Annotated in this window: 21 protein-coding genes and 1 other annotated feature (1 of these 22 running past the window's edge); of the genes, 18 read left to right on the top strand and 3 right to left on the bottom strand. The window is 46.4% G+C overall.

Annotation, left to right across the window (positions count from 1 at the left end; translation table 11 throughout):
- Nucleotides 1-59: a binding site (T-box leader), on the top strand; it begins 199 nt to the left of the window's first position.
- Nucleotides 60-120: 61 nt separating this feature from the next.
- On the top strand, nucleotides 121-2,559 hold the full coding sequence (gene leuS / locus MKY35_RS17370; RefSeq protein WP_165148967.1) for a leucine--tRNA ligase: 2,439 nt from the start codon (nucleotides 121-123) through the stop codon (nucleotides 2,557-2,559).
- Here leuS and comER read toward each other — a convergent pair.
- The gene (gene comER / locus MKY35_RS17365) at nucleotides 2,540-3,385 is read right to left on the bottom strand and encodes a late competence protein ComER (RefSeq protein ID WP_340932695.1); all 846 of its coding nucleotides are present in this window, start codon (nucleotides 3,383-3,385) and stop codon (nucleotides 2,540-2,542) included. The two genes, leuS and comER, sit on opposite strands and share 20 nt — an antisense overlap.
- Before the next feature lie 294 nt (nucleotides 3,386-3,679).
- Between comER and MKY35_RS17360 the strand changes: the two genes are divergently transcribed.
- The 7 genes from MKY35_RS17360 (at nucleotide 3,680) to holA (ending at nucleotide 11,767) form a co-directional block, all read left to right on the top strand.
- On the top strand, nucleotides 3,680-4,327 hold the full coding sequence (locus MKY35_RS17360) for a helix-hairpin-helix domain-containing protein (protein ID WP_342444340.1): 648 nt from the start codon (nucleotides 3,680-3,682) through the stop codon (nucleotides 4,325-4,327).
- A gap of 89 nt (nucleotides 4,328-4,416) precedes the next feature.
- Nucleotides 4,417-4,935: a cytidine/deoxycytidylate deaminase family protein gene (locus tag MKY35_RS17355; protein WP_069010453.1), complete on the top strand. Its 519-nt coding sequence runs from the start codon at nucleotides 4,417-4,419 to the stop codon at nucleotides 4,933-4,935.
- Between the two features lie 203 nt (nucleotides 4,936-5,138).
- Nucleotides 5,139-7,769 (top strand): ComEC/Rec2 family competence protein, encoded by a 2,631-nt coding sequence (locus MKY35_RS17350; RefSeq protein WP_342446663.1) that lies wholly within the window; start codon nucleotides 5,139-5,141, stop codon nucleotides 7,767-7,769.
- Between the two features lie 126 nt (nucleotides 7,770-7,895).
- Nucleotides 7,896-8,096, top strand: coding sequence for a hypothetical protein (locus MKY35_RS17345; protein ID WP_342444339.1), 201 nt, complete (start codon nucleotides 7,896-7,898; stop codon nucleotides 8,094-8,096).
- 417 nt (nucleotides 8,097-8,513) lie between these two features.
- The gene (locus tag MKY35_RS17340; protein ID WP_013311184.1) at nucleotides 8,514-9,062 is read left to right on the top strand and encodes a sigma-70 family RNA polymerase sigma factor; all 549 of its coding nucleotides are present in this window, start codon (nucleotides 8,514-8,516) and stop codon (nucleotides 9,060-9,062) included.
- Nucleotides 9,059-10,522: a zf-HC2 domain-containing protein gene (locus MKY35_RS17335; protein ID WP_342444338.1), complete on the top strand. Its 1,464-nt coding sequence runs from the start codon at nucleotides 9,059-9,061 to the stop codon at nucleotides 10,520-10,522. Before MKY35_RS17340 ends, MKY35_RS17335 begins: the two co-directional genes overlap by 4 nt.
- Before the next feature lie 213 nt (nucleotides 10,523-10,735).
- Complete coding sequence (holA, locus tag MKY35_RS17330) at nucleotides 10,736-11,767, top strand: DNA polymerase III subunit delta (protein ID WP_029515366.1); 1,032 nt, start codon at nucleotides 10,736-10,738, stop codon at nucleotides 11,765-11,767.
- 143 nt (nucleotides 11,768-11,910) lie between these two features.
- Here the strand turns inward: holA and rpsT are convergent, their stop codons facing one another.
- A complete protein-coding gene (gene rpsT, locus MKY35_RS17325) occupies nucleotides 11,911-12,183 on the bottom strand; it encodes a 30S ribosomal protein S20 (RefSeq protein ID WP_013311181.1) in 273 nt (90 codons plus the stop codon).
- A gap of 198 nt (nucleotides 12,184-12,381) precedes the next feature.
- Between rpsT and gpr the strand changes: the two genes are divergently transcribed.
- The 6 genes from gpr (at nucleotide 12,382) to MKY35_RS17295 (ending at nucleotide 19,451) form a co-directional block, all read left to right on the top strand.
- The gene (gpr, locus tag MKY35_RS17320) at nucleotides 12,382-13,383 is read left to right on the top strand and encodes a GPR endopeptidase (protein ID WP_029515365.1); all 1,002 of its coding nucleotides are present in this window, start codon (nucleotides 12,382-12,384) and stop codon (nucleotides 13,381-13,383) included.
- Between the two features lie 222 nt (nucleotides 13,384-13,605).
- The gene (locus MKY35_RS17315) at nucleotides 13,606-14,865 is read left to right on the top strand and encodes a stage II sporulation protein P (protein ID WP_342444337.1); all 1,260 of its coding nucleotides are present in this window, start codon (nucleotides 13,606-13,608) and stop codon (nucleotides 14,863-14,865) included.
- A 27-nt stretch (nucleotides 14,866-14,892) separates the two neighbouring features.
- Complete coding sequence (locus MKY35_RS17310) at nucleotides 14,893-15,408, top strand: hypothetical protein (RefSeq protein ID WP_342444336.1); 516 nt, start codon at nucleotides 14,893-14,895, stop codon at nucleotides 15,406-15,408.
- Nucleotides 15,409-15,479: 71 nt separating this feature from the next.
- Nucleotides 15,480-17,294, top strand: a complete 1,815-nt coding sequence (lepA, locus tag MKY35_RS17305; RefSeq protein ID WP_029515362.1) for a translation elongation factor 4 — start codon at nucleotides 15,480-15,482, stop codon at nucleotides 17,292-17,294.
- A 335-nt stretch (nucleotides 17,295-17,629) separates the two neighbouring features.
- Complete coding sequence (hemW, locus tag MKY35_RS17300) at nucleotides 17,630-18,817, top strand: radical SAM family heme chaperone HemW (RefSeq protein ID WP_340956161.1); 1,188 nt, start codon at nucleotides 17,630-17,632, stop codon at nucleotides 18,815-18,817.
- A gap of 157 nt (nucleotides 18,818-18,974) precedes the next feature.
- The gene (locus MKY35_RS17295) at nucleotides 18,975-19,451 is read left to right on the top strand and encodes an N-acetyltransferase (protein WP_029515360.1); all 477 of its coding nucleotides are present in this window, start codon (nucleotides 18,975-18,977) and stop codon (nucleotides 19,449-19,451) included.
- Between the two features lie 83 nt (nucleotides 19,452-19,534).
- Here MKY35_RS17295 and MKY35_RS17290 read toward each other — a convergent pair whose 3' ends face one another.
- A complete protein-coding gene (locus MKY35_RS17290) occupies nucleotides 19,535-20,101 on the bottom strand; it encodes a hypothetical protein (protein WP_342444335.1) in 567 nt (188 codons plus the stop codon).
- 327 nt (nucleotides 20,102-20,428) lie between these two features.
- On the opposite strand from MKY35_RS17290, the gene hrcA reads away from it, so the two are divergent.
- From hrcA to dnaJ, 4 genes are all read left to right on the top strand, one after another.
- Nucleotides 20,429-21,460 carry a heat-inducible transcriptional repressor HrcA gene (hrcA, locus tag MKY35_RS17285; RefSeq protein ID WP_029515358.1) on the top strand — a complete coding sequence of 344 codons (1,032 nt, stop codon included), beginning with the start codon at nucleotides 20,429-20,431 and terminating at the stop codon, nucleotides 21,458-21,460.
- Between the two features lie 121 nt (nucleotides 21,461-21,581).
- Entirely contained in the window at nucleotides 21,582-22,154 is a 573-nt protein-coding gene (gene grpE / locus MKY35_RS17280; RefSeq protein WP_342444334.1) for a nucleotide exchange factor GrpE, read from the top strand.
- 210 nt (nucleotides 22,155-22,364) lie between these two features.
- Entirely contained in the window at nucleotides 22,365-24,209 is a 1,845-nt protein-coding gene (dnaK, locus tag MKY35_RS17275; protein WP_029515356.1) for a molecular chaperone DnaK, read from the top strand.
- 247 nt (nucleotides 24,210-24,456) lie between these two features.
- Nucleotides 24,457-25,587, top strand: coding sequence for a molecular chaperone DnaJ (gene dnaJ / locus MKY35_RS17270; protein WP_029515355.1), 1,131 nt, complete (start codon nucleotides 24,457-24,459; stop codon nucleotides 25,585-25,587).
- Nucleotides 25,588-25,712: the final 125 nt, after the last annotated feature.

The following is a 25,712-nucleotide window of genomic DNA, read 5'->3' as shown; positions in this document are numbered from 1 at the left end:
GAAGAACGCTTTCTGCTAACTAGGGTGGTACCACGGGAATATAACCTCTCGTCCCTAGCGCTGACACGCTACGGGATGCAGAGGTTTTTTTGTTGCATACCGTTTGAGGAGGAAAAGACAATGACAGACACACAGCCGAAGCACGGCTATCAACCGCAAAGTATTGAACCAAAATGGCAGAAATATTGGGATGAGAACAAGACGTTCCGCACCGGGGAAGAACCGGGCAAACCGAAGTTTTATGCTTTGGATATGTTTCCGTACCCATCTGGAGCCGGTCTGCATGTAGGCCACCCAGAGGGCTACACAGCTACGGATATTGTTTCACGTTATAAAAGAATGCGCGGCTACAACGTACTGCATCCGATGGGTTGGGACGCCTTCGGTCTGCCTGCGGAGCAGCATGCGCTGGATACAGGGGAGCATCCACGCGAAATTACGGTGAAAAACGTAAATAACTTCCGCCGTCAAATCAAATCGCTCGGCTTCTCCTACGACTGGGATCGTGAAATCAGCACGACGGATCCTGATTATTACAAATGGACACAATGGATCTTCATCCAGCTGTACAAGCGCGGCCTTGCATATGTAGCTGAAGTACCTGTGAACTGGTGCCCAGCGCTGGGAACGGTGCTGGCGAATGAAGAAGTTATTGACGGTAAGAGTGAGCGTGGCGGTCATCCGGTCGTCCGTAAACCAATGCGTCAATGGATGCTGAAAATTACGGAATACGCGGATCGTCTGCTGGATGATCTGGAGGAACTGGATTGGTCTGAGAGTATTAAGGATATGCAACGGAACTGGATCGGTAAGTCTACCGGGGCAGAGGTTCGTTTTCCAATTGAAGGCTATGACGAGCAACTCACAGTATTTACAACTCGCCCAGATACACTGTTCGGCGCAAGCTACTGTGTGCTGGCACCAGAGCAGGAATTGGTGGATATTATCACTACGCCTGAGCAAAAGGATGCTGTACAACAGTACCGTGAACAAGCTGCTCGTAAAAGCGATCTGGAGCGTACGGATCTGGCCAAGGATAAAACAGGCGTATTCACAGGAGCTTATGCAGTGAACCCAGTGAACGGCGAAAAGCTGCCGATCTGGATTGCTGACTATGTACTGGCAGGCTACGGAACTGGAGCGATTATGGCTGTACCTGCTCACGATACGCGTGACTGGGAATTTGCCAAGCAATTCGGATTGAATATCATTGAGGTTGTCCAAGGTGGAGATGTGGCTAATGAGCCATATACTGAGGATGGACCGCACGTGAATTCAGGCCCGCTGAATGGACTTACCAACGAGGAAGCGATTCCGAAGATGATTGAATGGCTGGAAGCCGAGGGCAAAGGACACGGCAAAGTCACTTACCGCCTGCGTGACTGGCTGTTCAGCCGTCAACGCTATTGGGGCGAGCCGATTCCGGTAATTCATCTGGAGGATGGAACGATCAAAACGGTTCCTGAGGACCAACTTCCGCTCGTACTGCCGGAGATGGACAATATTAAGCCTTCAGGTACAGGTGAATCCCCGCTGGCGAACGCAACAGATTGGGTGGAAACCATTGATCCTGAGACAGGTATGAAAGCACGTCGCGAGACGAATACAATGCCGCAATGGGCAGGAAGTTGCTGGTATTACCTGCGCTTTATTGATCCGAAAAATGACAAAGAGCTTGTATCCAAAGAGAAACAACGTGAATGGATGCCTGTTGATTTGTATATTGGCGGAGCTGAACATGCGGTTCTTCACTTGCTGTATGCCCGTTTCTGGCATAAGGTATTGTATGATATCGGCGTAGTGGAAACGAAAGAGCCTTTTTATAAGCTGGTCAACCAGGGTATGATTTTGGGCAACAACAATGAAAAAATGAGTAAATCACGCGGTAATGTCATTAATCCTGATGATATTGTCAATACGTTTGGCGCCGATACGCTGCGTATTTATGAGATGTTTATGGGGCCGCTGGAAGCGACCAAGCCATGGAATGAGAATGGGGTAGAGGGAGCACATCGTTTTCTGTCCCGCGTATGGCGCCTGTTTGTTTCCGAGGATGGTAGCCTGAACGATAAAATTACAAATGACGGCGGTAGCGATGAGTTCAATCGTACTTGGCATAAAACGCTGAAAAAAGTAACCGAAGATCTGGATGCACTGCGCTTCAATACAGCGATCAGCCAGCTGATGATCTTCACCAACGATGCATATAAAGCAGACCTTCTGCCGCGTGCAGCAATGGAAAACTTCGTGCAGATGCTGTCGCCGCTTGCACCCCATCTGGCCGAGGAATTGTGGCAGCTGCTGGGGCACAATGATAGCATTACCTACGCGGCTTGGCCTGCTTATGATGAAGCATGGACGGTGGACGCCGAAGTGGAAATTGTTGTGCAAGTGAATGGTAAAATTGTGCAGCGTGCAACGATTGCCAAGGATCTTGATGCTAAAGCGATGGAAGCATTCGCTGTGGCGTTGGACAATGTTCAGCAGGCACTGGCCGGCAAAACGATCCGCAAGGTAATTGCTGTTCCAGGTAAGCTGGTTAATATTGTTGCCGGTTAATTGGCTTTAAGCCGAAGGAGACATCTATCTTTTGCATGTCCTCTTCATATTTGTTGTGCGTTACCTGTATCAGCTCGGGAAAGACACTATGCAGGCTGATGTCCAACAGTGCGAGAGCTTCGGCGGTAATACCTCCGGGAACCGCTACTCTGGCCTGTAACTCGGCTGGTGTCATCCCGCCTTCCGTGAGCAGCTTTCCAGTGCCGATGATCATTTCACCGGCCAGAGCGCATAGCTCCGTGCGGTCCATACCTGTAGCTTGAACTGCGGCTTGAATCCACTGGTCCATAAAAAAGGCCAAGAAAGCAGGACCACAACTCGAAAAATCCGACGTGATCCGAGTATAAGATTCTTTAACCCGAATCGGCCTGCTGATGTGGGACATAAGCTCTTCCAGAAGGAAGCGGTCCTCCTCTGTAATCCGGCTTCCATGGATGCATAGTGAGGCTCCGCTGCCTACTTGGTGGGTGATACTGGGGATAATTTTGGACACTTTAGCTTTCAGTGCATGCTCTAAAATACGAATCTGCACCGGGCTTGTGATAGATACGACGATTTGCTCTTCTGTAATGACGTTGCGTATTTCATCCGTTACGGCTTTTGATTCCAGCGGCTTCACACAGATAAACAGAACATCGCTTTCCGCTGCCGTTTCACGGTTGCTTTGGACTGCATGCAAACCTGGATAACGACGGGCTAGCTCGGTTACCTTGGAATGCGTTCGATTACTTGCTGATATTTGCTGCGGCTTGAGTGCGTTAGAATGAATAAAAGACTCAATTAGCAGACTTCCCATGCTGCCAGTCCCGATAAATCCAACTTTCATTGTTCAACGTCCTCCTTTCATACTTTGCGGTATAGACGCTGTGCTGTCAGCTGTCATTCTTCTTAGTGTATGCGCCTGGTCTTGGCCGACATGACGAATTTTATGTCTGAGCATGTTAGATCGTGCCCGGGGTCGTACCACTTTATTGTAAAAATGCTCACAGCGAGACCGTATGGAGGTTGTTTACACCCTCCGGCTAAACGGGAATTGGACAGACTTGCTCTGTTTGAAAGAGGCGGTGTTTTCAGTCGGCTCAATTTCCCGAATCCATGTGGAGTAGGGGACGATACGGAAATGAAACGCGTATGGACAGGAACAGCGATAACGCTTGCTGTAATTGGCAGTGGACTTATTTTATTTGCCGGAGGACAGCGTTCTGAGCCGCAAGAAGAGTGGACTTTACTTAACCATAAGGTGGAGCAGGCTGTGGCGATGGATTCAGAGCCAAATGGGTCGCAGCGCAGCAGTGACTATGCCCAGGAAAAGCCTGCTGTAAAAGAACCTTCAGACAAAGTTGAGCGCAGTAGGAATGCCGAAGCCGCTTACAAAGTGAAAAGTGATACTGTGCAGATATCTACTGGTGTATCTGCTGCTCTGAGCGGAAACTCTATTGCGGGAAATTCGAGTGCCGTAAAGCAGTCAGGTGTTGCGGATCCGACCTCAGACACAGGTATTGTCAGTTCGAGTGGTGCAAGGACGAGTAGGACCAATACGGTAAGTGATTCGGTTACTACACCCGTTTCCGGCGAAAAGAAGGTAAACATCAACACGGCGACTGCTGCCGAGTTAATGGAGCTACCAGGGGTTGGGGCTAAAAAAGCCGAGGCTATTTTGAACTACCGTAATCAGCACGGGGCGTTCAAACGTGTGAATGATTTGGATCATGTAAAGGGAATCGGAGCTAAAATGTTGGCGAAAATGAAGCCGTATGTCAGCTTGTAACTTATGTAATAATTACATTGTACATGCCCTGAGAACGACGGTAGCGGATATGGTTTGCGTTTTAACTTGTTTATACGGGAGAGATGGAAATGAGTGCAGATGTACGCAAGGACTGGGACACCTACTTCATGGATATCGCTTATATGGTATCCACCCGTTCGCGCTGTGCGCGGCGTCATGTTGGAGCCGTACTTGTACAAGGTAAAAAGCTCTTGGGGACGGCCTATAATGGAGCACCATCGGGGGTGCCTGACTGTTCAGAGGCAGGTTGTATGATTTCAGAGGAGTATGAGGTCGTTCACCGTGATGGGCACGAGGAAATGGTTAAAAAGCAGCGTTGTATTCGCACTATTCATGCAGAGCAGAACCTGCTGCTGTTTACTGACCGAATTGATCGTGAAGGCTCTTCAGTATATGTCACCGACCAGCCATGCTGGACGTGTGCCAATATGTTGGCGAACAGCGGTATTGTGGAGATTGTATACCACCGACCTTATCCCAAAGATGCCGACAAGGTTCGTGCTATGATGGAGGAAAAGGGCATCGCTTTTCGTATGCTGAAGACCTATCATCCACCAAAAGAAACGCTGATGGATGTTATGAATTAAAAAGTAAACGAGGAAGAACCTCTGACGAATGCTATTTTGTCAGAGGTTCTTTTTGTTTTGTGTTTTTAAACAGAAAGCAATGTTTGCTACCGGAAGGTGATCGTATTCAAGCTAAGCTTGTGTTAACTAGACCTATATTGACCCTTACTGTTTGTTGGATTACAGGAAGTGCGGGAGCATGTCTGTATTCTGGACGTATGCTTTTGTTACTCTGGGCGGGGATTACTCTGATCTTTCCGCTTATAGCTTTATTGATGAAAATCCCCATCCGGCACATGGTGTTACTTTGGCTTGTATTCAGCGGAGGTGGGTTTCATTGGTTTTGGCATGATATGCATAATGTTAGCAGTATTCCCGATGCTCTTCATGTATCGCCTTCTATGGTGGAAGACATGCCTGTTCAAGCAGCAGGGTTTATCGCTTCTGAAGTACAGGTAGATGGTGATCGAACACAGTTTGAGATGAGAGTTACTTCAATCAATCACTTCGGAAATCATTCGAACAAGGACGAGAATCGTGCACCAATTTCTGAACAGGTCATTGTTCATATCAAGTTGGCTGCCAAGCAGGAACAGCAACTTGCGGCAGCATGGCAACGTGGAGATGCGATCCTACTGCGTGGCACCTTAAAGGCTCCTGCAAAAGCGGGGAACTTTGGTGGCTTTGATTACAGTGAATACCTGCACACACAGGAAATCCACTGGCTTTTCAAAGGCGATGGGGCAGCCTCGTTACAGAAGCAGGATGCTTCACTATGGAACCGCTACACTTTGTTCAGGTGGAATGACCAGCTTAGGGAGCAGCTAGGACAGAGAATGGAACTGGCATTTACATCGCTTCATCACGCAGGATATATGAAAGGACTGGTACTTGGGGTAACAGATGAGTTGGACCCAGCAACCTATAACGAGTTTACGCAGCTTGGTTTAACGCATATTTTAGCAATATCGGGCATGCATGTGGCGGTATATGCAGCTACACTATTATATCTACTCAAGCTGTTACGAGTTAGCCGCGAGACATCTCTTACGGTCGTGATGATACTCATTCCGGCTTATGTCCTGCTGACTGGTGCTTCTCCCTCTGTTGTGAGGGCAGGAATTATGGCGATGATCGGCTTGTTTGCAGCCCGACGAGGGTTGCTCAAAGACGGACTTAATATTCTAAGTATATCCGCGCTGCTCATGCTGATTTGGAATCCATATTATCTACTTAGCGTCAGCTTTCAGCTTTCCTTTTTGGTGACAGGTGGGTTGCTCATTTATATGCCGCTTATGAAGCCGTTTTTCGCCAAATGGCCTTTCCTGATCGGCGGTGAAGTTGCGATTACAATTACGGCACAGCTTGTTTCGTTTCCAATGACGGTATTCTACTTTAATCAATTTTCGCTGCTATCATTTGCGGCCAATTTTGTGCTTGTACCCCTTATTACATATATCGTGCTTCCATTGGGTACGGTGGCGATGGGAGTTGCCCTTTTGTGGGGGGATGGGGCTCGCATTTTTGCTTGGCCGGCAGAGCAATTGAACGATTTGACCTTTTTACTAGTAAAATGGCTGAATGTGGATGATGCTTATGTGAGTATTTGGCCGTCTTCCTCCATTCTGTGGGTCATAGCGTATTACGTAGCTTTGTACAGTGTTTTGTACTGGCTCACAACGTGGCTGACATCCCGCAGAAAAACGAACGACATTACCGTCTTGGACTCTACTCCCAATTCATCAACTATCTATACAGGATTAGCAGCTTCTTCAGAGTGGGCGGCTATATTGCATACGGCTCTTGAACCTGAGGGAGCAGGGAGATTTGCGCGTCGACAGTGGAATGGTTATCGTCATTTGGCACTGGCTCTAAGTGTTATTGCTTGGCTTGGAATATTGTATACAGGTTACCAATCTCCTGGTGAGGGGAATACGGGAATTGTTCAATATCTGGATGTGGGCCAAGGTGACAGCATTTTAATCACAACGCCGGCCGGGAAACATATCTTGGTTGATGGCGGGGGGACAATGGACTTTGCAACAGGGAAAAATGCTTGGCGCAAGCGTGCAGATCCCTACGAGGTAGGTAAAGATACGCTTGTACCCTTACTAAAGCAACGAGGTGTGCATCGACTAGATGCTGTCATTTTAACACACGGAGATCATGATCATGCCGGAGGATTACAAGCTGTGCTTGACCAGATTCCCGTATCTACCTTGTTTTTTAATGGTACCCTGACAGATAAAGCTCCATTCCGTAAGCTGTTGAACACGGCTTTAGATAAGCAGATCAAGCTGTACGGGGCACATCATAGCATGGAATGGGAACCAGACCAGGCTACGAAAATCCGCTTTCTCTATCCGTTTACGCTACCGGATAACGAATCTGAACAGCTGCCTGTTATGAAGGAACAAAATCATTACTCTGTTGCCATGATATTGGAGATGGAGGGAGCCTCCTTTTTGTTCACAGGAGATATGGATGATGCAGCAGAGTCATTGTTGCTTGCTGAATTAACCCCTTCTTCATTCCGTTTGAAAGATGAGGGAGCAACGGGAGGGGCAAGGAAAGCTATAGATGTCATGAAAATAGCACATCACGGCAGCAAGTATTCTACCTCGGAAGAGTGGTTATCCTACTGGCGGCCGAGAGTATCTGTCATTTCGGTCGGTGCGACCAATACTTACGGACATCCGAATGAAGCGGTATTGGAACGTTTGTCAGCAGTTGATTCTGCTATATATCGAACCGATACGATGGGAGAGATACAGATTCGAGCACAGCAAGGAAAACTGAGTGTGCGGTACCAACGCAAACAGTACAAAACAGATACGAATACAACAACACACTAAAACGGGTGCTCACTCTTAGGAGTGTGTTGTTTGCTTTTAATCCAATCTACATGGACAGTAGCTGTAAGCTTTGATAGAATCAAATGAGTTATGAAAATGAGAATCATTATTAATAGGGGAAATAGTGTGAGTTATTTTAAATTTAGAGCTTCAGCTTGTTTGTTCATCATTTCGTTCATGCTGGTATTGAGCGCATGTGCTACAAGTGGGGGTGAGACTACAACGGAAAGCGGTCAATCGGCTGCTGCCAAGACCACATCAACTGGAGATGAAGCTGCCACGCGTACATATGAAAGTGATAAAGGTACAATTACTCTTCTTATTTAATGTTAGGTATTAGAGGTGGCGGAGCAGACCAAGGAAAGATATTTTATCTAAAAGCGTGTGGAAGAACCTTTCTGCCGTTAAATCAGGTAAAGTATATCAATACTCAATCGAAGATTTTTATTTTCAAGATCCGATTGCTCTGACTTATCAATTAAAATGCATATCGGATTTTTTGATTTCCAAGAAGTAACAATATGATCTTGCAGCTCGATAGGCTAGCATTTAGATGTAGTAGGAGCTAGGGGAAGGTGACTACCTTCCCTTTTTCTGTTATTCTAAGGGAGGATACGCTGGGGATTCTGGGCTTTTTGGTATAATTTTTTTTGTTGAAAAAATAAAATTAGTGTCAGACGTCTATCCTGCAACAATTTGTAAAAGGGATACGTCTGTAATATTGCAGGGAGAGGGGGATCCTTTGTGGTAGAGCAGGGACTCATTCGAGCCGCTCAATCGGGCGATCGCGACGCTCTCATTACCCTATTAAGAGAGATAGAACAGCATGTGTACCGTACGGCATATTACATTCTAAACAATGAGCAGGACGCCATGGATGCTTCACAAGAAGCCCTCATACGGATCTATTCCAAAATTAACTCTTATGAGGAAAAAGCGCAGTTTAAAACCTGGGTCCAACGCATTGTAACGAATATATGCATCGACAAATTCAGAAGAACCAAGCCCTCGGTTTCCATTGACGAGCACGACATGATATTCAACGATCCCCAAAATGTGGAGGTCGAGGTGTTGACCTCTTACATGGCACAGGATGTTCGTGAGGCTATACAACAGCTTCCGGAGCACCACCGGACGGTAATTGTCTTAAGATATTTGCAGGATTTCTCCTATAACGAGATTGCAGATTCTCTGGATTTGCCGCTAAATACGGTCAAGTCATACTTGTATCGTGCAAGACAGCAATTGCAAGGGCTACTTCAGGAATATCAGAAAGGTGGTGTATCAGGATGAAGTGTGGGGAAGAGGTGATGGATTGGATGCAGCGTTATGTGGATCATGAGCTGGGCGAAGAAGAGACGTCCCAATTAATGAACCATATTACGACTTGCCCGGACTGTGCGGAAAAATTTCTTATTCTCCAGACACTCTCTCGCGAGCTGGAGGAATTGCCTGCGGTTTCCCCGGCGTTCAGCCTGGTGGATTCCATCATGCCTCAGCTTGATGCCATTGACCGCGCACGTGAAGAGCAGGGAAGTGCGCTTCAGGAAATGCAGCCTGTGGCTGTAGAGCCTGGACCAGTGCCTAGACAACGTACCCAGCCTATACCTTGGTGGAATCGAATGGCTGGGCGCGCTGCTATGGGCGTGGCTGCCGCTGCTGTTGTACTGGGGATTGTAGTATTTAACTTCGAGCCTAAAACAGTACAAGATGCGGAAGGCATACTTACTACCCAGTCGCCCGAAGTGACGAATCCGCAGAATCAGACGGAAACTCTTCCAGGTACAGCCAATGGCAGTGGAGGACATGATGCAGCCATTGGTTCGGATTCTACAAAGCAGCCGTCAGAGCAGGGGCAAGAAACGGATGCATCTCAGCCACCTGCGGATAAAGATCCTGGCCTGAGTAAACAAGGTGCAACCAATGCAGACGATGAAAAGAATTCTTCCAAATGGGATGCTGGGAAACGTGACGATCAGCGAGCTGGGGAGGAAGATTCGACGAAGTCTGCACCAGCCGAACATTCTTCTCGTCAGGATGAAGGGCAGGGACAGCTACGTACGGATCGTCAGGTGACAAAGGAAAATCCGTCTGCTGGAGATGCTCCTAAATCTGAGGATAAACAGCTAAGTCAGGAAAAATCTGATCAATCCACGATTGCTCCTGATGAACAGTTGGAACCGAAAATGGAAAAAGCACCCATAGCGGGTACGGGCACTGCTCAGGACGATAATAATGGTAACACAAGTACGAATGATTCATCTTCGTCGCTTAGTCAGGATTTGAAGGTACAGGATCGAATTGCGTCAAATGAAGCGTCGAAAGAAGCGACTTCCAGAAGCATCACCAAGGATTCGGACAATGCCTTGGGAACGGATAGCAGCAATGCGGCTTCTAATGATCAGCAATCATCCGTGTCACAAGACCCGGTTCGTAAAGAAGGCTTTGTATCTAATTCACTGGTCTCTCCGGACAACAATAATGCTTCCAACTATAGTGCCCAATCTGCCTCTACAGATCAGCTCAACTCGCCTGATGGTAGCTATGCGGTGGCTATTGAGGGCAAAAAGCTGAAAGTGTATAAGCTTTCCGATAACGGTGTAGACCGAACAACACTGGAAGTCCGTACTCTAAAAGGTGCCTGGGTCAAAGGAAGCTGGTCGGAAGACAGCCAGACCTTTATGTATGAGACGGAGCAGGATGGGACTGCAAGTAAATATACGTACACCGTTCCGCGCAGCACTGGAAAATAGTTTCCCGAAGTTGACACACTTTTAAAAACAGGGAATAAACTATATGAACCGACGTCGTATCCCGACGGCCGAAAGTTTCTAGAGCTTTCTGCTGCCGTGTTGATATAGATGGTGGTGAAGGGATCCTGCCTATAGGTAGGGTCCCTTCGTTTGTGTCATGACTTGCCTTCCGCTCGGATGTCAGGTACGATCAGTGGGTGGGGGGAACGGAAAATGGATGTAAAAACAGCCTCTAAGGCTATTCGCAAAGGCGACATTTCGCCAGTGTATTTGCTATACGGTAGTGAAAAATACCAAATGAAGCAGTTTGTTGAGATGCTTAAAGAGAAAGTGGTGGAAGAGGAGCATCGTGACTTCGCCATCATTCCTTATGATTTAACCGAAACGCCAATTGAGGTGGTTGTGGAGGAGGCGGAAACAGCGCCTTTTCTTGTGCCAAAGAAGCTGATTATTGTACGGGATACCAGTGTATTTGCAGCAGGCAAAGATAGCGGTAAGATAGAGCACCGGCTTGAGACGCTGTTGACTTATATGGATAACCCGACTGACTATAGCGTCATCGTTTTTACGGTTCAGGCTGAAAAGTTGGATGAACGGAAAAAGATTGTCAAAAAGCTAAAAAGTGATGCTTCGGTTATTGCCTTTGCTCCAATGGGTGGAGATGATCTTGTGGCTTGGATCCATAAGCGTGCAGGAGAAAGAGAAGTGCAATTGGCTGCAGGAGCTGCTGAAAGCCTCATTCAATTCACAGGTACCGGACTACAATCTTTGGCTGCCGAGATAGACAAGCTCTGCTTGTACGCAGGAGCACAGGGAACGATCTCATCCGCTGATATAGAATCTCTGGTGCCTCGTAACACAGAGCAAAACGTATTTGCGATGGTTGAGGATCTGGCTAATTTGCGGCTGGATAAGGCGCTCAGTATTTTTTATGAGTTGCTTAAGCAAAAAGAGGAACCGATCAAGATTGCTGCTTTGATCACGCGACAGTTCCGTATTATGTTGCAGGTCAAAGAGCTGGCAGGTCAAAGCTATTCCCAGCAACAAATTGCGAGTCAGCTTAGTTTGCATCCTTATGGAGTGAAAGTTGCAGGGGACCAAGCGCGGAGGTTCCGCCCTGAGCAGCTACGTCAGCTTCTCTACGAATTGGGCGAGCTGGATTATCATATGAAAACAGGTGTCGTTGACAAGGTACTGGGACTGGAGCTATTTTTGATGAAAATGGGTGCGGGGGCTTCGATCTAATTCCACTCATGTGCTGCTAATAGAGTCAGCTTATGTAGCGCAGAACGCTGATGCTGTAAACGAATAAAAGTTATAAACTAAAAAAACCTGATCAGCCAAGGCTGGTCAGGTTTTTTTCATTAACGTATGAAAGTAGCTCTTGCTTACGCTTGAGCTGTAAGAGCGTTAAGTTTTTTCGCCAAGCGAGATTTCTTGCGAGCAGCTGCATTTTTGTGGATCAGACCTTTAGTTACAGCCTTGTCCAGCTTTTGGGAAGCTACTTTGAAAGCAGCAGCAGCAGTTTCAGCTTCGTTACCTACCAACGCTGTATCGGCAGCTTTTACTGCTGTACGAAGCGCGGATTTTTGGGAAGCGTTCAACGCACGGCGTTTGTCGCTAGTTTTAACGCGTTTGATAGCGGATTTGATGTTTGGCATTACATTCACCTCCTGTAAAGGCATTACTTATGAACACAAACGTTTCACAACTTAAAATATTTTAGCATGCCACACCTCAAATTGCAATAAGAAAACATTCTGAGGCGATGCGAATTACAGGATGAAAATGGATGTGCATAAACCTGTTGGGTGTCTCGCACACTATAGTCAAAGATGGCATCCAAGGAGGCTCAAAAGATGGATCTGGATTTGCAGAAGTACGCGGTACGCACGGATTTGGCATTAGAGGCAAGAGAATTGGCCGAACGGGATCAGCCTGTACCTCTGGCGGGCATAAGTGAGAACGTGGAGGAAGATGACGGAATCAAAATCACACGGCTGGATGTACTGAATGAAGAAGGAGCCAACCGTATCGGGCGGGTACAAGGGCATTACGTTACACTGGAAGTACCCGGCTTGCGTGAAGGCGATACGGGGCTCCAGCAACGTGTAGCTATTGCATTTGCAAAAGAAATGGAGCATTTTATACAAAAAATAGGGATTTCTAATACGGCAAAGGTACTGGTGGTAGGTCTGGGCAACTGGAACGTCACTCCCGATTCACTGGGTCCGCTTGTCGTTGAGAATTTGATGGTGACTCGTCAATTTTTTGAACTGACACCTGATCAAATCAACCCGGGCTATCGGGATGTGAGCGCAATTGCGCCGGGCGTCCTGGGTATTACGGGGATTGAGTCCAGTGAAATCGTTCAAGGCATCGTGGATCGCACAAAGCCAGAACTGATTATTGCCATTGACGCACTGGCGTCACGTTCACTGGAGCGTGTCAATACGACCATTCAGGTGGCCGATATCGGGATACATCCGGGTTCAGGTATTGGCAACAAGCGGCGCGGTATCACCAAGGATATTATGGGTGTTCCGTGTATCGCTATCGGCGTTCCAACGGTATGCTACGCTTCGACCATTGTCAATAACGTAATTGAACTGATGAAAACACATTTTACCAAAGAAAAGGCTTCTACAAAAGCAATCCTGGGGATGCTGGACGATATTTCAGAACCTGAGAGACTTGGGCTGGTGAGAGAGGTACTGCAACCGCTGGGACATGATCTGATTGTGACTCCTAAAGAAATCGATGAATTTATTGAAGATATCGCGAACATCATTGCTACTGGATTGAACGCTGCTCTGCACGAAGCTGTGGATCCTGGCAATGTCGCCGCATATACGCATTAATCAAGGGTTGATAAAATCGTATTTCACACAAAAGTCTCTATTTAACAGGAATCTAATCTCTTTCAAAAAGGGAGGTAATATACCTGTGGTAGAGATTTTTTGTGTTCTAGTAATTGTTCTCCGTTCATAGAGTTGAAATATAAGAGATTTCCGCAGCAGATAGGAACCCTATGTTCCAAGTATAAAGCGGGTTTCGACGGGACGAAGGAGGACAAGGCTCACATGAAAAAAATTCAGACCTGGAACGTCGGAAGATGGAGAAGAAAAGGGATCGAAATTTTGGCGATGGGACATACGCTTGTGCTGCTGATCATGGGCTCGGCGCTTTTATTTGTCATTTTGGGGCTAGGGGGATTGGCAGAAAATCGTCTACAAACATCTCCTGTTTCTTCGATGAAAGGATTGGCAGGCTCGGTGTCCAGCGGTTTTTTTGCGGATATGCTAGGTATGGAAGTACCTCATTTGGCACAAAAGAAGCAGCAATCTTCGTTGTCGGGTGAACAATGGTCGCCTTTTGTTTTTCAGATGCTTACAGGCATTAATCCGCAGGATCCCAAAAGTCTCATTTCTCGTGAGATTCCTGGCATGTCTGCAGGAGCACCTGTCTTGCTGCGCAAGGGTTCGGGGAACATCAAGGTAGAGGGTCCTACGGATTATCAGCCCGATCAGGGAACGACGGATGCTCCTGGTGGCTCAGATGCATCTGAGAACCCACCGACTAACACGCTGAATATTCCGACAACGCCGGAAACAGATCCGGTACGTGAGGATCATCCAGGTGATACGGCCAAAGGGGACAAGCGCATATTAATCTACCATTCTCATCCCAGAGAAGCATATAACCCACTACTCAGCAAAACTAGTTCCAATCCCAATTCAGGTTCTAAATCAGCGAATGTGTCAAGGGTAGGGGACTTTGTAAAGAAGAGGCTGGAAAAGCAAGGGATATCCACACTGCATGTAAACAAGGATTATGCTACTACAGTTCAAAATTACAATTGGAACTATTCCTATAAATATTCACGCGAAACGGTTAAGGAAGCTTTAGCTGGAAATAAAGGTTTAACTTATTTGCTTGATATCCATCGGGATTCACAACGTCATGGAAAAACAACAGCAACCATTAATGGACTTTCTTATGCCAAGGTGTATTTTATTATCGGACATGACAACAAAAATTGGCGCGAAAATGAAGCTTTTGCTGCTCGTATTCATGAAAAGCTGGAAAAATCGTATCATGGCGTATCACGTGGTGTATGGGGGAAAGATGGTGGCAAAGGCAACAACGGTGAATACAATCAAAGCTTGTCTTCGCATAGCATTTTAATTGAAATCGGGGGTATTGATAACACCGAGGAGGAGTTGAAACGGACCTCGGACGTTTTGGCGGACATGATCGGTGAAGTGTATTGGGAAGATCAGAAAGCTCAGAAAGCGGGCACTAATGTATCGGGTACAAAAAAGAGCAACAGCGGCAATTAAATGAGGTAGCGGTAAGGGGGGAAGGTAATGTCTGGACATTTTCGTAAGAAAGCACTTGGATTTATACTGCTTATGGGGGCAGGTATTCTTCTTGGTATGCAACTGGCAGGATCTGGTCTGCGTTCAGTGTATGGGCCGGAATGGAACGGAGGGGATACGATTCAATCGGTAAATCAACAGAAAGTTGGATATGAACAGACGATTATTGAGGACACACCCGCAGCTAACACTCGTGCATATAGCGGTACGTATAGCACAAGTGGAGAAGTTAAGGTTGAGCCGAAAACGGAAGCGGGTATAAATGAAGCTGGTGGAAGGGAAGAAAATGAGGAACAGACGGAGCTCGAAGCATCCAGATGGTATTCGACGACTGCGCAACATGTCAATACTCAGGGCCTGGAGACACCGCGTGAACTGCTGGCCGTCAAGGGACAGCAAGCCTCGGTGGATACCATGGCGGACAAAACAGCTGGGTTGCTTCAAAACCTGTCGAGACAGGGCATTCGATGGGTCGTATCTGTATTTGATGGAGTAACAGAATAGAAATATTGCTGACCCCCCTTACAACTGCTATAATAAGCTGATTGACACTAGGCATTGTGTGGGGGTAAGGCATGACTGACATTTTGGCAAGACAACGTAAAATTCGGAACTTTAGTATCATTGCACATATAGACCATGGTAAATCCACGCTGGCTGACCGGATTCTAGAATATACCGGTGCACTCACTTCCCGTGAAATGCAGGAGCAAGTGCTTGACCAGATGGAGCTGGAACGGGAGCGCGGAATTACGATCAAGCTCCAGGCAGTGCGACTCACTTATAAGGCCGATGACGGCGAAGAGTACATTTTGAATTTGATTGATACACCGGGACACGTCGATTTTACGTATGAGGTATCCCGTAGTTTGGCAGCCTGTGAAGGTGCTTTGCTGGTAGTAGACGCCGCGCAGGGAATCGAGGCACAGACGTTGGCTAACGTATATTTGGCGTTGGACAACAATCTGGAGATTTTGCCTGTGCTTAACAAGATTGATTTGCCAAGTGCTGATCCTGAGCGGGTAAAGCAGGAAATCGAGGATGTTATCGGCTTGGATACGAGCGAGACCGTACATGCCTCAGCCAAAGCTGGAATCGGCATCAAAGAAATTTTGGAACAGGTGGTCAGAAGTGTGCCTGCTCCGCAAGGTAATCCGGATAATCCGCTCAAGGCACTCATTTTCGATTCGCACTATGATCCTTATAAAGGCGTTATCGTATATGTTCGCGTTGTGGATGGTAGTATCCGAGCCGGTTCGAAAATTAAAATGATGGCGACTGACAAAACGTTTGAGGTTATTGAAGTTGGTGCTTTTATGCCGCGTATGAACATCGTGGACGAGCTGAACATCGGTGATGTTGGCTTTATCGTTGCCGGTATCAAGCATGTGGGTGATACGCGTGTCGGGGATACAGTGACAGATGCAAAAAATCCAACATTAGAACCGATGCCAGGTTATCGGAAAATTAATCCGATGGTATATTGTGGCTTGTATCCAATCGAAACATCGGAGTATAACGATCTGCGTGAGGCGCTTGAAAAGCTACAACTGAACGATGCTTCGCTCAGTTTTGAGCCGGAAACATCAAGCGCGTTGGGTTTTGGCTTCCGTTGCGGCTTCCTTGGTCTGCTTCATATGGACGTTATCCAGGAACGGATTGAACGTGAATTTAACATTCCGCTGATTACAACGGCACCAAGTGTTATTTACCGCATAAAGTTGACGAATGGGGAAACGATCCAGATCGACAATCCATCGAATTATCCGGAAATCGGACGGATTGAACATGTGGAAGAGCCCTATGTAAAAGCAGGCATTATCGTCCCTAATGATTACGTGGGTACGGTGATGGAGCTTTGTCAAACCAAACGTGGTGAGTACGTAAATATGGAATACCTGGATACAACACGGGTAACCATTACGTATCAAATTCCACTGTCTGAAATCGTATATGATTTCTTCGATCAGCTTAAATCGAGTACCAAAGGTTATGCTTCCTTTGATTATGAGATTTCAGGCTATCGCCAGTCCAACCTGGTGAAAATGGATATTTTGTTGAATGGCGAGCAGGTCGATGCGCTGTCGTTCATCGTGCATAGAGATCGGGCTTATCATCGCGGACGTATTATCTGTGAGAAGCTGCGCGAGCTAATTCCGCGTCAAATGTTTGAGGTGCCGATCCAGGCATCTGTAGGAACAAAGGTTGTGGCGCGTGAAACCGTTAAGGCGATGCGTAAAAACGTCTTGGCCAAATGTTATGGCGGCGATATTTCTCGTAAACGGAAGCTGCTTGAAAAGCAAAAAGAGGGCAAAAAGCGTATGAAGCAGGTCGGTAACGTAGAAGTACCTCAGGAAGCATTTATGGCGGTACTGAAAATAGATGAGTAAAGTTGTTTGAAGTATTCGTCCATTCTTTCATGGGGCATTTGCCGTGCATGGAGAATGGACGTTATTTATTTGAGCAAGCTATCCAGAGATGGAGTGTTTGTTATTTCGGTTGCAAAAATAGTATAGCAACAGTATCTTAGCGTACTTCTATAGTTGCTTTACTCTTACTGCAACACCTACATCACAAAAAAAATGATCGATGGTGGTAGGCAGCAGCGGAGTGGTCCATTTGAATCTGGAGTAACAGCGATCAGAAGATCAAATGGAACACGAAGCGGTTGTCGAGACCTCGGCGCATTTTTTCACTATTCCCTGAATTGACAAGGAGGATCGGCATGACCGCATCCATACAAAAACATGAACATTCATCCGCGCCTCAAGCGGTTTACCTGCATATACCTTTTTGCACGAATAAATGCTTTTACTGTGATTTCAACTCTTATGTGCTCAAGGATCAACCTGTTATGGAATATCTGTATGCACTGGAACGGGAGATGGAACATACAGTCAAGCTTCACCCACCAGGAGAGATTAAAACCATTTTTGTCGGGGGTGGAACACCAACTACCCTAAATCCGAAGGAAATGGAATATTTCCTGAAGAGCGTCCGAACCTACTTCCCGCATTGGGCGGAAGATATTGAGTTCTCTATGGAAGCTAATCCAGGTACCACTGATTTTGAAAAACTCTCTGTGATGAAAGAAGGCGGCGTCAATCGACTCAGCTTTGGCGTACAGGCTTTTCAGAATGAGCTACTCACAGGCATAGGTCGTATTCACAGTACAGATGACGTATATCGTAGTTTGGAAAACGCACGTAAGGTTGGCTTGGACAACCTGTCGATTGACCTGATGTTCGGTTTGCCGAATCAAACAGTGGAGATGCTGCATGAAAGCGTCAGTAGAGCGCTAGAGTTGGAGCTTCCTCATTACTCTATCTACAGTTTGAAGGTTGAAGAAAACACGCTCTTCCACACGCTGTACCAGAAAAATCAGCTACCGCTTCCACATGAGGATGACGAACTGGAAATGTACTTACTCCTCATGCGTCGCATGAAAGAAGCGGGCTATGAACAGTATGAGATTAGTAATTTCGCAAAACCAGGCTTGGGAAGCAAGCACAACATGACCTATTGGCGAAATGAGGACTATTACGGTCTCGGAGCTGGGGCACATGGATATGTTGGCAGAGAGCGCCATATGAACATTAAGGGCATTAACCCTTATGTGGAGGCTAGTCGTAATGGTTTGCCACGTCTGGATAGCTTTGAGGTGCCAGTAGCGGAAGCTATGGAGGATTTTCTTATGGTCGGTTTGAGAATGCTAGAGGGCGTTTCCAAGTCTCGCTTTGAAGCTCAATTCGGTCAGGCGTTGGAGGATACGTTTACTGCTCCTCTTGGAAAAATGCTCAATGCGGGGTTAATCGAATCGATTGAGGACGGTTATCGTTTGAGTGAACGTGGCATTTTATTCGGAAATGATGTATTTGCAGAGTTTATTGGTTCAATCACGGTAAATTCATAAGTTGTAGGCTTCAATACAGCACGTTTCAACTTCGTAAGCTGGGACCATCATTTTATTACACCATTCTGTCACAGCAGGGTAAATGGAGTATTGCGATTCTATGCGTGATGTTGTATATTTATTCATTATATGCGGCAAGCGGTAGGAGGAGAGCAAGATGGCTTCAGTGTGTAAAGATGTATTGTGCAGAAGTGCGGTTCCTGAGGATGTGGAGCCTTTATATCAAATGATTAGCGGCTATGCAGAGCGGGGGATTATGCTGCCACGTTCGAGGGAAGTGCTAACGCGCCAACTGGAGCTGTTTATTGTTGCAGAGGTGGACGGCGAAGTTGTTGGTTGTGGTTCTTTATGCAAATTGGGCGCTGACCTGGTAGAGATTCGCTCCCTTGGCATCTCTGAGGGACACAAAGGTATGGGTATTGGCTCTAAGCTCGTGGAGGGCCTTATGATAGAAGCACGGCGGCAACGTATTCCTAAAATTATGGCATTGACCTACGAGGTCTCCTTTTTTATAAAAAACGGTTTTGATGTAGTAAGCAAAGAGATTTTCCCTGAAAAGGTATGGACCGACTGCATTCACTGTAGTAAACAAAACAATTGTGATGAAATCGCAGTGTTAAAAGTACTGAACTGACCTGTCAATAATGAGGTCAGTTCTTTTTTTCATCAGGACCTAATCATGCGTATATTATACAGCCTACATTGTTTAATACGGGTTTATTTCTCATATGTTTTGAGCAACCACCAAATGAATTGATGATGAGGCTCCAGTTCGGAAGGTATTCCATTCAGGCTTCTTATGGGATGGTCCTTATGATAATCAGTATCATTATAAAAATATGCAGTGCCGTCTAATGGAACTCGCTGTTTATATTTATACAAGGCGACAACATATCTTTCAGACTCTCCGCTTCTGCTTGGACTATGTGTATATCCTTCCCAATCGGCTAGTGTTAAATCATCGTAATGTTGTATTGCCGATATACTGTATTTTATTTGCTTGGGAATACTTGGACTGAATTCTTGAGGGTAAAACAAAATGGTATTCCATATGCTTAAAAGTATTGTAGGAACCAAGAGTAAGGCACAACATAGGGGGCTTAATTTACGAATTAAATGGATGACTGAAATAATAAGGGCTGCATTCAGGATGAAAACCAATGGCAAAGCAACTATTCTTCCTAGTCCTGTATACGGAAACAACTCGATTAAAATCTGAAACATACAAATTGTAGGTAAAAGTGCGATCGATGCGTATAAAAGGTTGCGGCGATTAGTTCTCAAATTTAATTCCTCCTCAAGGACAAAGAAGTTATAATGGTATGGAGACATAGTCTCGAATTTTTCTATTTTCTGTGTCACTATACATAAATACGGTTTTTATACGCTGGATATTGAGGTTTTTCGTGAAAAAGTGTAAACGTTCTGGATTCATTCCAGTAAACTAAACTGTTGTGATAAATCTTGTTTATTGAAAATACTGATCTGACTTGACAATGATCAGGTCGGTTTGGTATTTTTGTATTATCGGTTAGCACTCAACGCGAACGAGTGCTAATGATTCCATTTAACAATCATGCTATTATGGATAAACAACAAGGGGGGATTCGCTTGTTAACCGAACGTCAGAGACTCATTCTGAATGCGATTATTGATGACTACATTCGTTCGGCTGAGCCAGTGGGTTCCCGCAGCATATCCAAAAGGCAGGATGTCGGATTCAGCCCGGCCACGATCCGTAATGAAATGTCGGATTTGGAGGAACAGGGCTATCTGGAGCAACCCCATACTTCTGCGGGACGCATCCCGTCTCATAAAGGCTATCGTTATTATGTGGACCATCTGGTACCACTGAATACACTGAAGCCTATGGAAATGCGGGAACTGAAAGCCTTTTATGCCGAAAAGCTGAATGTAATGGAGCAAGTGATCCAGCATGCGTCAGGCATTTTGTCCCATATGACCAATTATACTTCCATCCTGCTTGGGCCGGAGGTTTTTCATACTTCATTGCGTCATTTTCAGCTGCTGCCGCTCAACGAAACGACGGCTGTGGCGATAATCGTGACCAATACCGGTCAGGTGGAGAATAAAACGGTAGATATTCCACCGGGAATTTCGATTTCCGAGATGGAGAAGGTTGTGAATTTACTGAACAGCAAGCTGGTCGGTGTGCCGATTTATCAGCTTAAATCACGCCTTTACACCGCACTTGGTCAGGAGATGGAGAAGCATGTGTCTCATTTTGAGGACGCTATGAAGGTGCTGGATAAAGCACTGGATAATGAATCGGATCAGCGCTTGTATTTGAGCGGTGCGACAAACATGCTTAATCAACCTGAATTTAAAGATGTAGAAAAGGTTAAACATATTCTCGATCTGCTGGAGGAAACACCAACGCTACTTAAACTAATGACACCTGTTGTCGGGGCACCTGAAATTCAAGTCCGCATCGGCACTGAAAATGATCATGAGGCGTTTGCCAATTGCAGCCTGATTACTGCTACGTATGCAGTAGACGGAGAAGCGTTGGGCACTATAGGCATACTGGGTCCGACACGGATGGAATATGCGAGAGTTATTAATATTTTGGGTATCCTGTCTAAGGATTTGACCGCAATGCTAACGCAGCGGTTTAAATAGAACAAAGCCGCATAGGTTGCGGTACTACATGTTCCGCGTCGGGATACGGCTCGTATCCTGCGCGGGTGCATTGTTGCGTGTTTTTGTAAAGGTAGTTATGACTTGAAGGAGGTGAAACATTTTGAAGGAAGAACAAGCGTTCCAAGAAGAAAAACAACAAAATGTAAGCACAGAGGAAGCCGCCGAAGCTAGCCAGCAGGAAGAGCCGGTTAATGAAGCGGCGGCACTGGAAGACCAAGAAAGCGAAACAGAGCTGAATAAGCTTCGCGCTCAGGCGGAAGAGCATCAGCAACGGTTATTACGCGCTCAGGCGGATTTTGATAATTTTCGCCGTCGTACGCTGAAAGAAAAAGAAGACCTTGCCAAATATGCATCTATGAAGCTGGTTACCGAGTTGGTGCCTGTTTTGGATAACTTCGAGCGTGCGCTGGCAACAGCACCGCAAGGAGCGGAGTCTGAGTCATTCAGCAAAGGCGTGGAAATGATTTTCCGCCAGTTTGAGAGTGTGCTTCAGGCAGAAGGAGTAACGGCCATGAATTCGGTGGGACAACCGTTTAATCCTGACTTCCATCAGGCTATTATGCAGGTGGAGAGCGAAGAGCATGAGGAAGGCATTGTTGTTGAAGAGGTACAAAAAGGGTACATGCTGAAGGACAAGGTGCTTCGTCCAGCGATGGTAAAAGTGAGCATGTAGCTTTTTCAATATACATGAGGATTTTGCAAAAATCCCATAAGCGACTTTCAATGAACAATATATAGATCGAAATGATCTAAATTCGTCTATATATTGCACTTTGGAGCGACTGGAATCGAATTTTTCAAAATTCTGACATTAGAAATACATCATTTTGATTCAACCATTCTGGCCTGCGGGCCTCGTATATACAGAAGGAGGAATTGTCCGATGAGCAAAGTAATCGGTATTGACTTAGGTACAACCAACTCTTGTGTGGCTGTTATGGAGGGCGGCGAAGCAGTCGTTATTCCAAATCCGGAAGGCGCACGCACAACCCCTTCCGTTGTTGGTTTCAAAAAAGATGGAGAACGTACTGTAGGGGAAACAGCAAAACGCCAAGCAATTACAAACCCGGATCGTACAATCATGTCCATCAAGCGTCACATGGGTACAAATCATAAAGAAAGCATCGACGGCAAAGAATATTCCGCACAGGAAATTTCCGCTATGATTTTGCAAAAGCTGAAATCCGATGCTGAAGCTTACCTGGGACAAACCGTTTCTCAAGCTGTTATCACTGTTCCAGCTTACTTCAATGACGGTCAACGTCAAGCAACCAAGGATGCAGGTAAAATTGCCGGTCTGGAAGTTCTGCGGATTGTCAATGAGCCAACAGCAGCTGCATTGGCATATGGTATGGAAAAATCCGAAGACCAAACGATCCTGGTATATGACCTGGGTGGCGGTACATTCGACGTATCCATTCTGGAACTGGGCGACGGTTTCTTCGAAGTTAAAGCAACAAGCGGCGATAACAAGCTGGGTGGCGATGACTTTGACCAAGTGATTATTGATTACCTCGTAAATGAGTTCAAAAAAGATCAAGGCATTGACCTGAGCAAAGATAAAGCTGCTGTACAACGTCTGAAAGACGCAGCGGAAAAAGCGAAAAAAGAACTGTCTGGCGTACTGACAACGACGATTTCTTTGCCGTTTATCACAGTAGCTGATGGCGTTCCACAGCATTTGGAGTTGAACCTGACTCGTGCGAAATTTGAAGAATTGTCTGAAGGTCTGGTAGAACGTACTTTGGGACCTACTCGTCAAGCGATGAAAGATGCAGGCATGAGTGCCAGCGACATCGACAAAATCGTTCTGGTCGGCGGTTCCACACGTATTCCGGCTGTACAAGAAGCAATCAAAAAGCTGACAGGTAAAGAGCCTCACAAAGGCGTAAACCCTGATGAAGTGGTAGCTTTGGGCGCGGCAGTTCAAGCGGGTGTACTGACTGGTGATGTGAAAGACGTCGTTCTTCTTGACGTAACTCCACTGTCCCTCGGTATTGAAACCGCAGGTGGCGTATTTACTAAAATGATTGATCGTAACACGACAATCCCTACGAGCAAATCGCAGGTATTCTCGACATATGCCGACAATCAGCCTAGCGTAGAAATTCACGTGCTGCAAGGTGAACGTGAAATGGCAGCAGGCAACAAAACACTGGGTCGCTTCCAATTGGGAGATATCCCTCCAGCACCACGTGGTGTACCGCAAATCGAAGTTACCTTTGATCTGGATGCGAACGGTATCGTGAACGTATCCGCTACAGATAAAGGCACAGGCAAAAGCCAAAAAATTACGATCACATCTTCCAGCGGCTTGAGTGACGAGGAAGTAGAACGTATGATGAAGGATGCCGAGTTGCATGCGGAAGAAGATAAAAAACGCAAAGATTTGGTAGAAGCGAAAAACGCTGCGGATCAACTGATCTACTCTGTAGACAAAACGATTAAAGATCTGGGCGAAAAAGCGGACGCAGGCGAAGTCGAAAAAGCAAATGCAGCTAAAGAAAATCTGCAAAAAACGCTGGAAACCGACAACCTGGAAGATATCAAAAAAGCTACTGAAGAACTGACTGAAATCGTTCAGCAATTGTCTGTAAAGCTGTATGAGCAAGCTGCTCAAGAAGCACAGGCTCAACAAGGCCAAGACGGCGCAGCAGACAGCAAAGGCCGTGACAATGTGGTTGACGCGGACTATGAAGTTGTTGACGAAGACCAGAAGAAAGACTAAGCTACGGATCGGGTAGTGGTAGCTTTACGGTACACCGATGCGTTATGATATACTGAATAGTAATTGCAGCGTAGCTGCCTTGATAAATAACAATTAGCCGAAGGGTAATAGTTATTTCCAAGATAAATAAGCATATTACGGGTTGTACTGCCTTGAAATGATGGGAAGGTCAAAGCCGGGTCATCCCGTGCCTTTGGCTTTCCTTTTATATGTAGTGCAGACACGTTGTAGGCATGGGGGTGGAACATTGGCTGATAAGCGTGATTATTATGAGGTGCTGGGCGTCGCGAAGGGCGCTTCGGATGATGAAGTCAAAAAGGCTTACCGTAAGCTTGCGCGTCAGTATCATCCGGACGTGAACAAGGCTGCGGACGCGGAAACTAAATTTAAAGAAGTCAAAGAAGCTTACGATGTTCTCAGCGATGGTCAGAAGCGGGCAAGATATGACCAGTACGGACATGTAGACCCGAACCAGGGCATGGGAGGCGGCTTCGGTGGTGGTGCCGACTTCGGTGGCGGATTTGGTGATATTTTTGATATGTTCTTTGGTGGCGGCGGCAATGGTCGACGTGATCCGAATGCACCACAGCGTGGGAACGATCTTCAATATACGATGACGATTGAGTTCAAGGAAGCGGTGTTCGGTAAAGAAACCGACATTCATATTGAACGTACTGAAACATGTGATACGTGTCACGGTACGGGAGCCAAAGCGGGTACTCAACCACAAACCTGCTCCGTCTGCCACGGCAGCGGACAGGAAGAAGTGGTGCAGAATACACCGTTTGGTCGTATGGTTAATCGACGCGCCTGCTCTAATTGCGGCGGTTCCGGTAAAATCATTAAAGAAAAATGTACGACTTGTAGCGGTTCCGGTCGGGTACGCAAGCAACGTAAAATTCATATTCGCATTCCAGCGGGTGTGGATGACGGCGCACAAATGCGTATTAACGGTGAAGGCGAAGGCGGTGTCAACGGAGGACCGGCAGGTGACTTGTACGTCGTGTTCCGTGTGAAATCGCACGACTTCTTTGAGCGTGAGGGAGACGATATATACTGCGAAATTCCGCTGACGTTCTCACAGGCAGCATTGGGAGATGAAGTCGAGATCCCGACGTTGACCGAGAAAGTGAAGTTGAAAGTTCCAGCAGGTACGCAAACAGGTACTTACTTCCGTCTTAAAGGAAAAGGTGTGCCAAAACTGCGTGGCGTTGGTCAGGGTGACCAGCATATTAAGGTAGTTGTGATAACGCCTAGCAAGCTGAGTGAGGAACAAAAGGACTTGCTGCGTCAGTTCTCTTCGCTTAGCGGAGAACAGACACATGAGAATGAGCAGTCTTTTTTTGACCGTGTGAAGCGCGCCTTCCGAGGCGACTAAGCCCAATTAGAAATCGCGGAGCTTCAACCATGAATCAAAGGAAACTATTCCGCAATTGCGGGGTAGTTCCTTTTTTTATATTCAGGTAAACACATACATAACCATTTTTGTATAGGCATGTTGAA

Origin of the sequence: Paenibacillus sp. FSL L8-0638 (genome assembly GCF_038593075.1) — a bacterium.
GTDB lineage: Bacteria > Bacillota > Bacilli > Paenibacillales > Paenibacillaceae > Paenibacillus > Paenibacillus polymyxa_D.
This window is presented reverse-complemented; position numbering and strand designations above follow the sequence as displayed.